Source organism: Stenotrophomonas sp. STEN020, from assembly GCF_056760195.1.
The window spans coordinates 35,501-49,292 of record NZ_JBRREI010000017.1 but is presented as its reverse complement, the minus strand read 5'-3'; the positions used below and the strand labels follow the sequence as shown (position 1 = coordinate 49,292).

The 13,792-nt window shown below is 59.8% G+C and carries 14 protein-coding genes; 9 read left to right on the top strand and 5 right to left on the bottom strand.

What is annotated here, in order from left to right:
• Nucleotides 1–54 precede the first annotated feature (54 nt).
• On the top strand, nt 55–1,941 hold the full coding sequence (locus tag ACVOLZ_RS09575) for a DUF262 domain-containing protein (RefSeq protein WP_414608320.1): 1,887 nt from the start codon (nt 55–57) through the stop codon (nt 1,939–1,941).
• A 94-nt stretch (nt 1,942–2,035) separates the two neighbouring features.
• On the opposite strand, the gene ACVOLZ_RS09570 is transcribed toward ACVOLZ_RS09575, so the two are convergent.
• The 3 genes from ACVOLZ_RS09570 to ACVOLZ_RS09560 form a co-directional block, all read right to left on the bottom strand.
• Entirely contained in the window at nt 2,036–2,515 is a 480-nt protein-coding gene (locus ACVOLZ_RS09570) for a Csu type fimbrial protein (RefSeq protein ID WP_414608321.1), read from the bottom strand.
• A gap of 84 nt (nt 2,516–2,599) precedes the next feature.
• The gene (locus tag ACVOLZ_RS09565) at nt 2,600–4,828 is read right to left on the bottom strand and encodes a fimbria/pilus outer membrane usher protein (protein ID WP_414608322.1); all 2,229 of its coding nucleotides are present in this window, start codon (nt 4,826–4,828) and stop codon (nt 2,600–2,602) included.
• Nucleotides 4,829–4,831: 3 nt separating this feature from the next.
• On the bottom strand, nt 4,832–5,491 hold the full coding sequence (locus ACVOLZ_RS09560) for a fimbrial biogenesis chaperone (RefSeq protein WP_481515923.1): 660 nt from the start codon (nt 5,489–5,491) through the stop codon (nt 4,832–4,834).
• A 544-nt stretch (nt 5,492–6,035) separates the two neighbouring features.
• On the opposite strand from ACVOLZ_RS09560, the gene ACVOLZ_RS09555 reads away from it, so the two are divergent.
• The 3 genes from ACVOLZ_RS09555 (at nt 6,036) to ACVOLZ_RS09545 (ending at nt 8,117) form a co-directional block, all read left to right on the top strand.
• Nucleotides 6,036–6,863 (top strand): hypothetical protein, encoded by an 828-nt coding sequence (locus tag ACVOLZ_RS09555; RefSeq protein WP_141480830.1) that lies wholly within the window; start codon nt 6,036–6,038, stop codon nt 6,861–6,863.
• Nucleotides 6,864–6,922: 59 nt separating this feature from the next.
• Complete coding sequence (locus ACVOLZ_RS09550) at nt 6,923–7,342, top strand: hypothetical protein (protein ID WP_481515922.1); 420 nt, start codon at nt 6,923–6,925, stop codon at nt 7,340–7,342.
• A 103-nt stretch (nt 7,343–7,445) separates the two neighbouring features.
• Entirely contained in the window at nt 7,446–8,117 is a 672-nt protein-coding gene (locus ACVOLZ_RS09545; protein WP_141480828.1) for a hypothetical protein, read from the top strand.
• A gap of 7 nt (nt 8,118–8,124) precedes the next feature.
• On the opposite strand, the gene ACVOLZ_RS09540 is transcribed toward ACVOLZ_RS09545, so the two are convergent.
• Nucleotides 8,125–8,577 carry a hypothetical protein gene (locus tag ACVOLZ_RS09540; protein WP_141480827.1) on the bottom strand — a complete coding sequence of 151 codons (453 nt, stop codon included), beginning with the start codon at nt 8,575–8,577 and terminating at the stop codon, nt 8,125–8,127.
• Between the two features lie 98 nt (nt 8,578–8,675).
• Here ACVOLZ_RS09540 and ACVOLZ_RS09535 point away from each other — a divergent pair, with 98 nt between their 5' ends.
• The 5 genes from ACVOLZ_RS09535 to ACVOLZ_RS09515 all read left to right on the top strand — a co-directional run bounded on the left by ACVOLZ_RS09535 (nt 8,676) and on the right by ACVOLZ_RS09515 (nt 12,162).
• Entirely contained in the window at nt 8,676–8,981 is a 306-nt protein-coding gene (locus tag ACVOLZ_RS09535; protein WP_481515921.1) for a superinfection immunity protein, read from the top strand.
• A 146-nt stretch (nt 8,982–9,127) separates the two neighbouring features.
• The gene (locus tag ACVOLZ_RS09530) at nt 9,128–9,550 is read left to right on the top strand and encodes a hypothetical protein (RefSeq protein ID WP_049433395.1); all 423 of its coding nucleotides are present in this window, start codon (nt 9,128–9,130) and stop codon (nt 9,548–9,550) included.
• Between the two features lie 658 nt (nt 9,551–10,208).
• Nucleotides 10,209–10,958 (top strand): N-6 DNA methylase, encoded by a 750-nt coding sequence (locus tag ACVOLZ_RS09525; protein WP_180844802.1) that lies wholly within the window; start codon nt 10,209–10,211, stop codon nt 10,956–10,958.
• Nucleotides 10,948–11,157, top strand: a complete 210-nt coding sequence (locus ACVOLZ_RS09520; RefSeq protein WP_049433397.1) for a hypothetical protein — start codon at nt 10,948–10,950, stop codon at nt 11,155–11,157. The genes ACVOLZ_RS09525 and ACVOLZ_RS09520 overlap by 11 nt, the downstream gene beginning before the upstream one ends.
• A gap of 249 nt (nt 11,158–11,406) precedes the next feature.
• A complete protein-coding gene (locus ACVOLZ_RS09515) occupies nt 11,407–12,162 on the top strand; it encodes a hypothetical protein (RefSeq protein ID WP_481515920.1) in 756 nt (251 codons plus the stop codon).
• Between the two features lie 36 nt (nt 12,163–12,198).
• On the opposite strand, the gene ACVOLZ_RS09510 is transcribed toward ACVOLZ_RS09515, so the two are convergent.
• Nucleotides 12,199–13,134, bottom strand: a complete 936-nt coding sequence (locus ACVOLZ_RS09510; protein ID WP_481515919.1) for a hypothetical protein — start codon at nt 13,132–13,134, stop codon at nt 12,199–12,201.
• Nucleotides 13,135–13,792 lie beyond the last annotated feature (658 nt).

The following is a 13,792-nucleotide window of genomic DNA, read 5'->3' as shown; positions in this document are numbered from 1 at the left end:
GTGAGCCCGTTTCCCTTGGGCATAATGGCTCGTCAGGGGAGATCGGAGTGGGGAATGAAGTCGGATACGTGGACGATCGAGCAGGTCTTTCAGGACCGTAAGCAGTACAAGGTGCCGTTCTACCAACGGCCCTATGTCTGGTCGGTGCGCAAGCAATGGCCCCTGCTCTGGGCGGACATCGTGGATAAGGCGGTGGAACGCCTGGGTGGCGGGGTCCCGGCACCTCACTTCCTTGGCGCGATTGTCGTTGAGCCGCAGGACAAATCCGGACTTCGTGGTGTGGAGACTTACCACATCATCGACGGGCAACAACGACTGACGACCCTGCAGTACATCCTGGCCGGGATCCGGTTGGCCAGTCGAGAGATGAATATCGACGGCGTGGATTCGTTTCTAGGCGCAGTCATGGACAATCCCAACCCGTCGACCATGGAGGATGCCGAAGTTGAGGTCTTCAAGGTCTGGCCGACCTTCTCCGACCAGGAGGACTTCATCAAGGCAATGACGGCCAAAAGCCGAGAGGAGTTGAAGGTCAAGTATCCGGCCCACTACACAAAGCACGGTTCTTTCCGGATCAACTCTATCGTTCACCCGCCTGCACTGGACGCCATCTGGTACTTCGCAGAGCAAGCCGAGAAGTGTGTGCGGGCGAACGGGGGAAATGAGACGGCGTTTGAAGCGTTGATCATGTCCGTTCTATCCGACCTCAAGGTCGTCATGATCAAGCTGGAAAAGGGCGATGATGCCCAAGTGATCTTCGAGACCTTGAATGGGCGTGGTGAAGAGCTTCATGCCACTGACCTGATTCGCAATTACCTGTTCATGACGGTGGACCGCAAGACAGAAAGCCAGCAGGACCTCTACAAGAAGAAGTGGCAACAGTTCGAAGACGCCGGAATGTGGAAGCAGCCGGAACGGCGAGGACGCATGACCAAGCCGCGCCTGGAATGGCTTATCTTCTCAGCTATTCGGGCCGAAACGGGCCAGGATGGTGATCTGTCGCGGCTGTACGTTGATTTCAAGAACTACGGCCAAGGCCGGACAGCTACCCAGCAGTTGGACATGCTGGATCTCTACGGCAAGCACTACCTGCAGTTGAGTACCGGCAAGGGCGCCATGCCCGTGGCCAGGTTCGGCGATCGTCTGCGGCCTTTCGACACCACGACCACACATCCATTGGCGTTGAGGGTGTCCACTGCCGACATTGACGATGCAGAGAAGACGCTGATCTTCAACGACATCGTCTCGTACATCGTGCGGCGAGCGATCTGTGGACTCACGCCGAAGAATTACAACAACTTCTTCATGTCAGTCCTGCGCCAGTGGAGTCAGGGAAGCCAGACCCACGCGGCAATGCGCGCACTGTTGGGGCAGTCCGCAGTCCCTGCTTCCGTGTGGCCTGATGACGCTGTGTTTTCGCACGCACTTCAAACGGCAGCGTTGTACGGTGGGCTGTCGTCAAGCATTCTTGACGCGCCGCGTTGTCGCATGATCCTGACCGAGCTGGAAGGATGGTTGCGTCTGACGAAGAAGACCGAAGAACCGATCATTCCGGATCTATCCAATCTGGACATTGACCACGTCATGCCGCAGTCCTGGTATGAGCATTGGCCTCTGAAGGATGGCAGCAAGGGTACGTCGGGCGAAGCGTACGCAGCCAGATTGTTAGAGCAGACCGGTGGCGCGCTGTCTTCGCACCAACAAGATGTTCAACGCCGTAGCAAGGCTATCCCGACGTTGGGCAACCTCACCTTGCTGAACCTGTCGGTCAACCGCCAAGCGCAGAACAAGGACTATGCGACCAAAAAGAAGTTGTTCATTGACCACACAGTTCTGCGTCTCAATGGCTCTCTGATGGGGCGTATGGCATGGGACGAAGAGGCGATTAGCGAGCGCGGAAAGCTCTTGGCCGAAGCAGCTGTCCAGCTGTATCCGCGCTAACAAAAGGACTCCCGGATTGCTCCGGGAGTCCACCAGACTATGAGACTTCCCCGTTCGCACAGTCTGGCAACGCGAGGAGGGGAGAGCGGTCGCTTCAGAACGTCGAGGTCAGATCGAAGGTCAGCGGGCCCGTGTAGAAGCCATAGGCCGGGACGGGGCCGCCACTGGGGTTGTAGACCAGCTGGAATCCGATGAACTGGGTATAGCCGGTACCGGTGCCGCCAACAATGTCAGTGTTTGACCAAGAGTTGCCAGTCACGGCTTCGCGCAGTTCGACTTCCATGGTTGCGCCACTGGTGCCTGAGATGGCCGCGATCTCGAAGCGGCCGTTGGCGTCCACGGTTGAAGTCGTGATGCTGTATCCAGCATCCTTGTTGCAGATGACCTGAATGTTGCCGCCGGCCTGGATCTGAGAGCTGTGCTGGGACAGTTCTCCGTGAACGTTGTCCACAGACGTGATTTCGCACGTGGATGGCACGTTGGCTGTCACAGTCCCAGTTGCAGAGTTGGCGAAGGCCGGAGCCGTGACGAGTGCAGCCAGAAGAGCAAGGATAAGCGGGTAGAACTTCTTCATCGGGGGAGGTCCTGTTGAGGGGGAGAGGCATCGGAGCTGTTCAGTCCGATGGTTGGTTTCAGTCAAGCAAAGAAGTAGGCCTCGTCAAGGCTGGCAGACGACGATGCCTCCTTCCTTGGGCAGTACCAGTTCGCAGTTCGTGCCTTCGTGCTCCAACGTCGCTGTCGTGCCAGGCTGCTTCAACACCAGCACGCCACGCGCACCCAGTAGAAAGACTTCGCCCTGGTCGGACACCACCCGCGCGCCTTCCGGCGCGTAGGTCTCGCCCAGCCGCACTTCCCACTGGCGTGCCGTCTGTGTGGTCAGGGGGAACACCACCTTCGCGCCGCCCTTGCGTGGGGGTACGACCGTTCGCTGGCTGTCCTCAATCTCTTGATCGATCGGCAGCTGGTTGGCGTCCATCACCACGGGAGAGGGCGTCAAGCCGTTTAGGCCCGGCACGAGCGCATAACCCTTGCGATTGGTCGTCGTGGGCCGGTTGCTGCCGCGAACATCGATCCCGGCTTGACCAGGCACTTCCACGAGCGCGAACGACCCAGTGGGGTTGTAGCTACGACCATTGAGGACACCGCCCTCGCCCACCCACACGGAGTTTGCATAGCGGCCATGGAGTAGCAGGGGCTGGCCTTGATGTTGGCGAGCTTCCAGCGTCAGGTCACCGCCCGCCACCTTGGTGTCCACCCGGCCATAGACCTGGGAGGAGTCGGCCAGCGTGCCGCCCACTTGATAGCGCACATCCCGACCGGCGAATTCAGTCCGGCCGCTGTACACGGCATCGACACTGGGGCCGACGTTCGGAGCGGCTCTGGCGGTAGCCATGACGTTGCCACGGCCGGTGCGCAGCTGGACGCCAAGGAACAGTTGGTTATCGCCCGTTTGGAGGTCGTGGATGCCTCCCACCAGCCACGTGGCACGCTGTTGGCGCAACGACGCCATGGCCGCAATCTGCTGTAGCCGCCGGTCGTCGTTGTAGCGGATATCGGAGTACGACAATGTAGCCCGCCAGGGTGTGCCCTTCGGGTGGATGGCCAAGGCTGCTGTGGTCTGCGACTGGATCCGGAAGGGGCTGTCTTGCAGCTGGGAGATCTCCCAGTAGGCGTCCGACTTGCGCAGGTGCGAGGCCGAGACCGACCAGTTGGGGCTGCGGCGTTCATAGGCCACACGGTAAGCGGTGCCGCGTGCGCCATCGTCGCTCAGGCTGGCCGACACATCGGCCTGGAGCAAGCCCGCCTCACCCAGCGATACGGTGTTCTGCAGCGTGAGGTTGCGCCCGCCTTCCTCCCCGACCTTGCCGGCCTGGGTGGTGGCGCCCACCGTCCAGTGGTCGGACACACCCAATCGGACAGAGCCCTGGACGGCCCAGCCGTCGTAATGGTCTTCTGTTGGGTTGGTGCGCACGGCGCCTGCGGCCACGTCCCATTCCTTGTTGCCCTGACGTAGCAAGTCAGGGTGGGTATAGAAAGACCGCGAGAAGGACTGCTCGCGGCCGAACTCATCGCGCTGGATGACTTCCAGGTGGTTGAGGCCCGGAACGGCGATGCCGGGCGAGAGCTCATAGGGGCCGGGCGGAACCTGTCCCGTTGCCCGCTGATGTTCGTTGACCAGAACTTCGGCCGTGGAACGGGTATCAGCCAGGCCGCCAATCAATGGGATGTCGTAGCCTCCGCCGTAGCGGGTCAGCCGGCGATCGGTGCCCACGCGCACGCCACCCAGAACAGTTGGGTTGTTCAAGCCGTTGCTGGCCACCCCCACGTCTCCCAGCTGCAGCGACGTGCGGCTCTTCAAGTTGTCCCTCTGCCACGTCGTGGTGCCACGGATGTACTCACCCTGGCCATCCACCCAGTTCGCTTGACCCGTGGTGGTCAGCACGCCACCCGCCACGCCCGACCGCGCCACATGGCCCAATGACAGCCTGCGGGTATCACCATGGACGACAGCCGCCACGTCGTAATCCACCATCACCCCCTTGGGGGCGGGTGACACGGCTTCGGGAAGTTGGGGCGCGTAGCCCAGCTTCTTGCCGGGGCGCAGGGAGGCGGGGATGACTATTCGGACTTCGGCCGCCAGGGCGTCGTACTCCACGACTACGCCCAGCTCCTGCGCTAACACCTGATCGCGCGAACGCAAAGTCTTGGGGACGACCACGCCCCACGTCTGCCACTCGGTAGGCGTGAACGCTAGCTCTGCAGGATCGAGCATCCGCGGCTCGTCGCTCACCGGCTTGCCGTCCACGACCACCAACACCATGGTTTCTTCGGCCCAGGCGGGGAAGGCGAGCAGCAACGCCAGAAGAAGCCACGCGGAGCGCTTCATGGTTTACTCCACGGAAAGCGTTTGCGGCACTCCACCTCGTCCAAGGAAGCTGACTTGCCCAGCAGACGAGGCTTCCACCTTCAATGACAAGCGCTCGCCCGGCAGCACGAAGTGCGTACCCGGAACGGACTGGCCTCCGTAAGAAACCTTGGAGACCGGCGCTGTGGCAGTACCGGCGTTGTGGAACACCAGAAACCCGTTTTCCCGCTGGACCTTCAAGCTGGGCTGGGCCCCGGGTGGTGCGAACACCCAGGTGTTGATCATGCGCAGCGGGATGGGAACGCTCACGCCCTGTCCGCCTGGTACAGCGTCGGCGCTATCCAGGGGCAGTTCGGTAATCCGGATCTGATAGGCCTGTTCTTGCGCAGAGCCAGGGTTGCTCCGCTTCCAGCGCAACGTCTGGACCTTGCCTGGCTCCAGCTCGATGAGAGACGAGGGGAAGAACGTCAGGTCGTTGGACGGTGTCAGGACCTTCTCGCCCGTCGGACCGACGGACATGAGGTCCACGACGATCTGGTAGCGCTTACGACCCTTGGCGTCGTTCTGGATCCGGATGGAGCCCGTGGCGGCGCTTGATTCAAGGGCCTGGCTCATGGGCGAGACCTTCATGGCCCCCGCAGGCAGGACGCAACACAGAAGTAGTGCAGCAAGAATGGCTTTCATTGATAGAGAACCGGGGAAGGTTCACCCATGCAAGCAGCAAAGCCGATTTCGGCAACCCCTGTGCCTGCGACACCACACGCAGTCTCATGAACCTATCGATGAGAAGCGTTTGCTCGGGTCTTTGACCCATCCGCGACCTGGCGGTCGCCGCTCTTGCCGGGGATACATTGTCTCCGTCCGCCATAGCAGCAAGCGCGGTGAAGCGCACGACGCTGACGCATTCCTGAAGACTTTTCTGACAAGGACCGCGGAGGCAAGCCGATGGCCACATCCCCCGTGTTTGGGGATCCTGACCATACCGCCTGCGTAGCCAGATCGGAACAACCACCGCCGACATTCGTCAGGTGTGGCCGTGAAGCTCGCCGTCCAGGAAGGACGGGGCGGTTTCCACCGACGCAGTGCTCAGCCGTGACGGCAAAGTACGCGCGAGCCATCCTAGACCATCCCGCCCTGCAGCAGCTTCCAGGCCAGGAGATGGAGTCTGACGTGTAAGCCGGATCGATCTTCTTGTTGATGCATACTTGTCCCCAACCAGGGGGTATGCATGACAACAAAGTCGAAACCGACCAGCCGGAACGTAACACCCGGCGACATCAAACGGTATCTGGATGACGCTCTCCATACAGTGGATATCTACAAGCGATGGATAGCGGGTGCGCCATACATGCTTGCCGACACCAAGCCATACCTGATGTGCGTTCTCATGCATGCGTCGTTGGATTACAGCCGCGCCATGCTGAAGCTCCTCAGAGATGATCCTGTCGAGTTCTGTGCAGTAGGCCCTGCCTTGCTCCGCCCCCAGATTGAGACCTTCATACGTGCTGGATGGATCTACTTCAACGCCGAAGAAGCTCAAGTCACAGAGTTCCTGCGCAACGATAAACTTCGGCGTCGGAAGCACAAGGATGGGCAAAGGGTCCCATCGAGTAATCCCTTCAACGGTGAAAATTTAGACGATTTTCTGGATCTCAAAAATACGATGAGCATTTCTGCCATCGCTCAAGCCTTAGAGGGAAAGCTTAGAGAGGAAGGCCTGGAAATAGACCTCGCAGCGTATGTTGAAAGAGAAGATAGGATGCCCAACGGGTTATGGGCTGGGCTGAACGGATTGCTGCACGGTGGGAACATCCTACTCAAGCTTTACATGGCAGATGATTCACCGCTCCCGACGATTGGGACGGGGCCGCAGTTCACCAACACTGTTGTGACGACGTCCATAAGTGTAGACTTGGCATTCAAGTCGGCGGGGTTGGTGGGCCACGCCGTTCGCGATAACAGCCCCACCCGAAAAGAAGCACTGGTGAATGCAATGATCAGTTTCCGAAGTCGCCACGACGCATTGATGGCACGACTGACCCACAACCTGCATTGACCTGACCAGGTCGCATGGAACCTCTCGGTTCCCCTGGTTGGGGCTACGAGAGAACTTTCATGACGACATTGAAGAATGGCGGCGACTACGTACGCCCGCCAAAATCGAATAACAACAAGCAAGGTGGCGCAGATAAGCGCTCTGGTACCGACCCTCTCGGCACCTTGTTCTCGCGCCTAGGCGACCCCGGGTTGGGCAAGGGTTATGCCACCTTGTCCGATTTCGCCACCGCGGAAGAAGGGGTTGCAAAGGCACAGGCCGAGGCAACGGGACGCGTCTACTCAGAGTTGGCTGGCAAGGCTGAGACCGAAACTGAGCGCGACAAGCGCCAGGCGGGTTTTGAGGAGGAATTGCGCCGTCAGCGGCAAGAGCAATGGTTGCGCGCCGAACGGCGGAAAAGCCTTTTCAACAATCTGACGGCCTCCTGCGGGGCGTTGGCCTTGGCATTCGTCGGCGCTGCGTTCTTTCGCGGTCGATGAGGAGAGTGAGTCTGGCATTGTTCACTCGCAGACGCCTTCCGCCGCTTCGCTTGCGGCGGAAGGCGTCTCATAAATGCGGCACACTCCCCTCAAAGGGGGAACCATGGCCGACTCCAAGAACCTGCGCCAGCGCACAAGCGATGCGTTGAAGGTCCTGCACCAGACGCGCAGCACCCTGTCTGACATGGGCCATATCGGCTCTGAGCGTACGGCGACCGTCCTGCCCCTTGTGCTCGCTTCGATGGACACAGCCGAGGCCATCTACGCCTTGCTCATCAATCAGCCTGAGAAGTCCTGGGTGGCCGCGCTGATCATGCAGCGGGCCCAGATGGAGTACGTATTGCGAGCGGCGTTCTTTGCCAAGGCGGCCAGTGATAGGGAGATCGCCCGCTTCCGTCGCAAGGGAAAGATGCCCAATCGGGGCAAGAACCAGATCTACGTGGCCGATGTCGCGAAGGAAGCCGCCCTGCACCTGGGCTGGGATGAAGAGAAGCTGCTGCGGACGGTCAAGAGCCACTACAAGGACCTGTCTGGCCTGGTCCACGGTGGCAAGGAAGTGTTGGCGATCTACACCCAACACGAGGCTTGGGGTGACATCACCATTGAGTGGGACGAGCTGATACACGCGGTGGACAACGTCTTGGTGTTCGCCCAACTCGCGCTTGGCGTAGCCATGTCGCTGTCACCACTGGATCCCGAGGCCATGGATCGACTGGTGCGGCCATCCTACGAGGCGGCGCACGCCTACTTCGGGAAGGGCGGTCCGGAAGAGTAGGGAAGGCTTACATTTTTCCGGGGTCGGTCGTACTTGTCCCACGGCCGGCAACTTGGCTCAGTAGTGACCGCTTCAACTCGGCAATGGACTCGCTAAGCCACGTGTCGAAACTCTCGTAGCTCAACTCCAGCTCAGGGAAGAACTCGCATAGATCCTGCCTCACCGAGGTCGATTCGATTTCTTCGAGTCCTTCGGTCCGGTAATACAAGCTGTCCTTATCGTCAGGATTGGTGATGAAAAATTCATTGGCATAGGACTGCACCTCTTCGTCCGTGGCTTCGTCACCTTCGGCCCAGTCATCATTGACGGCGAGCACGGCGAGGTCATCCAAGTCGAACCCGCCGATATCGATTACGTCATCCAGTCCCGCTCCAAGAACAGCTGCCAGCCGTTCTTGGGCATCCATATCGTCCCAACCAGCCAAGTGGGGAAGGCGATCTACCAAGTGGCGTTCAGTCATCGCTGCGAAGGCTTGGGGTGGCGACGCCATCTTAGCGGGTCCCAGTAATCGTTCGCACCTGGGGACTTGACGGGGATGACCCATCACGGATGTTGGTGATGTCATCCACCGTCTACTTCCCCATGAAGCACATCTTCTTCCTCTGCTACTACTTCTTTCTCGTCTGGTTCGTCTGGGTGGGCGGCCTGTTGGGCCTGACCACCAAGGCCGGCTACAACGACTTCTGGGCGGGCCTTTTCCTCGCTTGGGCGGGCGGGATGTACCTCCTGCCGTCGATGATTGGCGCACACCGTGGGGCCGGACATAGCACCCGCATTTCAATGCTCAATGTCTTCCTCGGTTGGACCGGCATTGGCTGGCTTGTGGCACTGGCCATGGCGCTGTTCTATCGGCGCGCCTACTGATCCTGGTTCGTTCTGGGTTCTGACTCTATCCCTGGCCCGGTCGCGTTCGGGCGCAAGGCTTGCGCCTGGTCCGCTTCGCTTCCCCCTGCGGTGCGCCCGCCCTGGCTCGCCCGAGCCTGTTGGGTCTCCCACCCAGGAGACGCACCATGACCTTCGAGCAAGACGTTTCAAACCTTCGGGCTAACGCCAATAGCGCCGTGCTGGATCAGATCGTGGGCTACTACGGCCCTGCCAACGACATCGAGCCATGGGCTCACCTCAACTCGCTGCTGTGGCCAGACCTGTCCGAGAACGAGAACACCCGTCGCGAGCAGATCCCCGCAGTGCTGGGCGAGTACCAGGACGAGCTGCGGCGCTATTTCCGTCGCTACGACGACCTGCGGGAACGCAGGCTGGACGCCCTGTCCAACTACGATCTTGGGATCGCTTATCGCCAGACTGGCCCCGAGAACGGCCTGTTCCAGGCCTTGAACGCGGTGCGCAACCACATCGGTCGGGTGAGGGCCCAGATCGCGTGGCTCTCGGCCGAGCAGGACCGCTTGGCCCTGCCGCAACTGGCCCTCTTTTGAGGCCGGCAGCATGCCAATGGGTCTTCCGGAGAGGGCCTTTCAGGGTTCGTTTACCTTGCGCGCAAGTGCTTGAGGGCGCTCAGGTTTCGGTGCGCGAAAAAATTCCCGGACCCTATAAAAAGAAGCAACACGAACGCCATCCGGAGGACTTGCCACATCTTGAAAGTCTGACGCCAACCGGCGTAGCCTTTCGGCACCGGGCCACACACCCGGTGCGACGAACCCTTCGCCGCGGCCCTGTTGTAAAGCAGGGCGCGTCCGGTACCGCAAGGCCGGCTAATGATGAGGCGCTAAAGGTTGGCTGGCCTGTTCACCAGCAAGGGCGATTAGCCCAGGGCAACTCCGCCCACGCGACCGCCTAAGTCGCACGTCCCCCTGCCGGGGGTCTATGACTTAGGTGCGCTCATGTCTCTTTGTACTCTTCAATCCCCCATTGCCGGCGCAAGCGTCGGCGAAGCCGAAACCCTTGTTCGCCAGCTCGTCCAGCAGGCAGGCCTGACCACGCGTTGGGTTGCAGCCGAAGGGCGCCATTGGCGAGTCTGTGTTGCTGTCGGCGACAAGTCTTCCATCGTCCACATTCCCATCGGTACGCGGTACTTCGTGCGCAGCCTTCTGCGCGGAAGGCTCGTATGCGTGTGCCTGGCATTTGGGGTGCGCCATGCCGTGTAATCCCCGCAAGACGCTGGCTGACGCCATCCGCTATCACGCTCGCGTGTCCAAGCTTGACCGCTCGCCCGCCCAGGCACTGAACACCATGATTGCGGGGCTGTTCAACATCCTGGGGTGCCACCCCTTGTCGATGTATCACACCATCGACGAGAGCTACTACATCAACTTCAAGTCGCCCGAACGCATGAAGGAAATCGAGTCGATTTCTGCCATGACGACGGCGTACCTGGAAATGGTGAAGGCCAACGAGCCGTTCCATGACGTACTGACCGACCTGGCAAGCGAGTTTCTGGGGCGGGGTGGCGAGGCGATGGGTCAGTTCTTTACGCCTCGGGATCTCGCTTTGCTCACGGTGCAGTTGGCTTTGAGTGGTCAGTTGCCGAAGTTGCGGCAGAAAGCCGCCGCAGGTGAACTGCTGAAAGTGTCCGATCCGACGGGTTCGGGAACGGGTTCTCTTCTTTTGGCGCTTCTATATGAGCTGCGGAAACAGGCGCCTGAGTTGCTTCCGTCGGTAGGCGTGTATGCGGTGGATCTGGACGTGAACATGGCGCGGACGACAGCCGTCCAGGTTATTTGGAACTGCCTGATCCACCAGGTTGATGTCGCGCACGTCTCGGTCTGGCACGCCAATGCGATCACGGAGTACCAAGCGAAAGCGCCGATGGTGGTTTATCACCCGAAGGTCGTGAATACGGAGCTGTTCAACCAGCGGACGGAGGAGGTGCGCCATGCTGCGTAAGTGCAATCCCAAGCACACCTACTACTGCCCGACTTGCGGAAGCACGGATATTTCGTTCGATGGCCAAGTTGAGTGGGACGCCGAGGAAGAGCGTTGGATTCTGCTCGAGATCCATGAAGATCCTTGGTGCGATAGCTGTAAGGACACGATCTCGGAAGCGAAGTTCGGTGATCCGACGGAGGTGCGCCATGTCGCGTAGTCGGAAGTGGACCCGAAGTGTTGTTGCGATGGTTCGAGATGCAGGTATGGAAATTCAGTCGATCAGAAGGCATGCCAACGGCCACCTGTGCGTTCGAGTGGCATTGGGAGCGGAGGTGGACCGTATCACCGCAACCAGTTGCGATGGTGATAGTCGGTTGTGGTTGAACACGAGGGCGCAGATCCGTCGAGTCGCTCATAAATTGAGGCAACGGCATGAACAGCGGAACTAGGCATGAGGAACGCGGTAATGGACACCACTGAGACGAGAGCAGATGCGACCAGACACCTGAAGGATATTGGCTGCAAGATCTTTCAGGTGCTCGACGCCGGGGATGCCAAGATCCTCTTTGACCACTACCGTGGTCTGGGGGCCAGGCTTGATGAGTTGCTGGTGCCTGCCGTGTGCGCCAAAGCGCACGTGTTTGTACGGCTGTTGCTGGACGCTGGCGTCATGGTGACGAATGAGGCCATGGAGCAATGGGTGAAGACTGGCCGTTTGACGATTCTCAACCATCTTCTCGATGGGGGGGGCGTTCCGGCCTTCGAGATCATTCTTGATGTAATTAGACGCACCTACTACGACGCATCCGACAGATTTAGCCTATTGGAGGCGATCCTGACGAAAGGGCATCCATGTCTGACGCAGCGGGAGCGCGATGAGTTGTTGGAGGTGGCAGTTGATCGTGGCTATGACAGCAGGATGCAGCAGTTCCTTATCGAGGGCTACGGTGCCAACGTCGATGTCGAGTGCGAGGATGGAACTCCGTTGATCTGCGCTTGCCGTAATCAGGACGACAGGCATGCGCTGTACTTGATCGACAAAGGTGCTGATATCGATTACAGAAGGCCAAGTCGATGGTCTGCCAGGACCTTTGCCAAGCGTCACAAGGAAGTGATGCCATTGACGCACGCTCGCATTAGGCGCCACGAGCTGGCGAAGAAGGCGGACAAGAAGCGGAGACTGTTGGAGGTCGATGAAGTGCCTTTGCGTCGGGCGATGTAAGCGGGAATGGAACGGCGCCCTGCGGCGCCGTTTCTCTTACAGGTTCACCGCTGCACGAGCCGCCGCTGCCTTCCGTGCGGCGTCGTGCTGGGCGTGGTGGTGGCCAGCATTCGACTTGGCCTTGTCCTCAGGCTTCAAGAGCTTGACCTTGGTAGGCTTCTTTTCGACGTAGACCACGTCATCGGCGCCTACGCGGAAGTTGGTGATGTAGGAACGCTCGCAGGCCTTGCAGGCTTTCAGAGTTTCTCCAGCTTCCTTGAGGCGATAGCGAAAGCGCCTGAGATCCAAGTTGGTTCCGCAGAGCCGATGAAGCTCCTGGACCGTCACGTTCCGATAGGAGGACCAGCTTGCGAAGTAGTTGTGCAGCCACATGGCAAGAAGGTTCCGCCCAAGGCTTGCCATCCGCATGATGTCGTTGTCCAGCGTTTCGTCGTCCAACAACTGGGCGAGATCGGGGTTCAGGCGGATGGCCATGAGCTTCGTCTCATGGTCTTGCCCAGTAGCATCCAACAGATTTCCTACATAGCGGCTGCGATGCGACTTCAAGAAAATGCGAGTTCCTTGTAGGTCTTCAAGGAGACGTCGCAATGACGTGCGCTGAACATGATCGCGATAGTCCTTTCCCATCAATCTCAGGATTTCATTGGCAGGCACGATGAACGTATCGCCAGTCAGTCCATTGTGGAGGCGACCCAGGTAGATCACCGCCTGCCAGGCCAGCAAGTGCTCCTGGTTGAGGTGTGGTCCCGCACATTCGATGTCAATGCCCAAGGGGCCTCGCTCGAACTCAATTCGCTTGGTCGTCTCGGTGTTCTTTCGGTCCCGTCGCATGCCGGACTTGGCAACGCTAAACAGCTCGCTGCGGAGAAACGAGAGGGGTACCTGGGTGAAGGTTTCGGGGAACTTCGACTTCTCGCTTGAAGGAGTCTGGGGAAGTTCAGTGCTCGCGGGGGAAAGCTGGGGCGTGTCCATGAACGACACTAACGCTCCCCGACCAGCCGTCAAGTTCGCTTGCCGAGGCTGCGTACCGGTCTCCAAAAGGAGGGGCGGTGATCAGTGACACCAGGGGCGGTGATCAGTGACGAATGGGGCGGTGATCAGTGACACTTTCCCAAAACAGGGGCGGTGATCAGTGACACCGAGGGGCGGTGATCAGTGACAAATGGGGCGGTGATTGATGACGCTAGATTTTTAGCTAAATCACGGCAACGCGCTGATTCAACGAAACAAATCGGTGCCAAGCGTCCGCTGAAATCCGCTACAGGCTTTAGGATTTAGAGCTTTAGGCTTTTAGAACCTAAAGGTTGAGGGTGCGCCCCAGGCGCACGGATCCTTTCGGATCTGAGGAAAAGCCAAGAGCGAAGAGCAACAGCGACAGCGCCGGGGGCTTCGCCCCGCCGGCCTGCGGAGCGGATGTGTCTGCTTCATTCCAACGCGCCCTATGGGCGCGGACCACTGGCCTTGGGGCCAGGACCTTGGCCGCCGGCCGGCGGCCTGCCTTCGGCCTGGGACATGGCGCAGTCACACAGCAGCCCAAGGCGTAGCCGCGGCGCGGCCGCGCCGCCAGGGCCCTTGCCCTTCCCAGATCACCGGACGCCGTAGACGGCCGTCCACGGCGCGATAGCGTCGC

Excerpts from the sequence above, each read along its gene's own strand:
- ACVOLZ_RS09530 (WP_049433395.1), top strand. The coding sequence starts at position 9,128 with ATGACCTTCGAGCAAGACGTTTCAAACCTTCGGGCTAACGCCAATAGC.
- ACVOLZ_RS09575 (WP_414608320.1), top strand. The coding sequence starts at position 55 with ATGAAGTCGGATACGTGGACGATCGAGCAGGTCTTTCAGGACCGTAAG.
- ACVOLZ_RS09560 (WP_481515923.1), bottom strand. The coding sequence starts at position 5,491 with ATGAAAGCCATTCTTGCTGCACTACTTCTGTGTTGCGTCCTGCCTGCG.
- ACVOLZ_RS09535 (WP_481515921.1), top strand. The coding sequence starts at position 8,676 with ATGTCATCCACCGTCTACTTCCCCATGAAGCACATCTTCTTCCTCTGC.
- ACVOLZ_RS09540 (WP_141480827.1), bottom strand. The coding sequence starts at position 8,577 with ATGACTGAACGCCACTTGGTAGATCGCCTTCCCCACTTGGCTGGTTGG.
- ACVOLZ_RS09545 (WP_141480828.1), top strand. The coding sequence starts at position 7,446 with ATGGCCGACTCCAAGAACCTGCGCCAGCGCACAAGCGATGCGTTGAAG.
- ACVOLZ_RS09520 (WP_049433397.1), top strand. The coding sequence starts at position 10,948 with ATGCTGCGTAAGTGCAATCCCAAGCACACCTACTACTGCCCGACTTGC.
- ACVOLZ_RS09515 (WP_481515920.1), top strand. The coding sequence starts at position 11,407 with ATGGACACCACTGAGACGAGAGCAGATGCGACCAGACACCTGAAGGAT.
- ACVOLZ_RS09555 (WP_141480830.1), top strand. The coding sequence starts at position 6,036 with ATGACAACAAAGTCGAAACCGACCAGCCGGAACGTAACACCCGGCGAC.
- ACVOLZ_RS09550 (WP_481515922.1), top strand. The coding sequence starts at position 6,923 with ATGACGACATTGAAGAATGGCGGCGACTACGTACGCCCGCCAAAATCG.
- ACVOLZ_RS09525 (WP_180844802.1), top strand. The coding sequence starts at position 10,209 with ATGCCGTGTAATCCCCGCAAGACGCTGGCTGACGCCATCCGCTATCAC.
- ACVOLZ_RS09510 (WP_481515919.1), bottom strand. The coding sequence starts at position 13,134 with ATGGACACGCCCCAGCTTTCCCCCGCGAGCACTGAACTTCCCCAGACT.
- ACVOLZ_RS09565 (WP_414608322.1), bottom strand. The coding sequence starts at position 4,828 with ATGAAGCGCTCCGCGTGGCTTCTTCTGGCGTTGCTGCTCGCCTTCCCC.
- ACVOLZ_RS09570 (WP_414608321.1), bottom strand. The coding sequence starts at position 2,515 with ATGAAGAAGTTCTACCCGCTTATCCTTGCTCTTCTGGCTGCACTCGTC.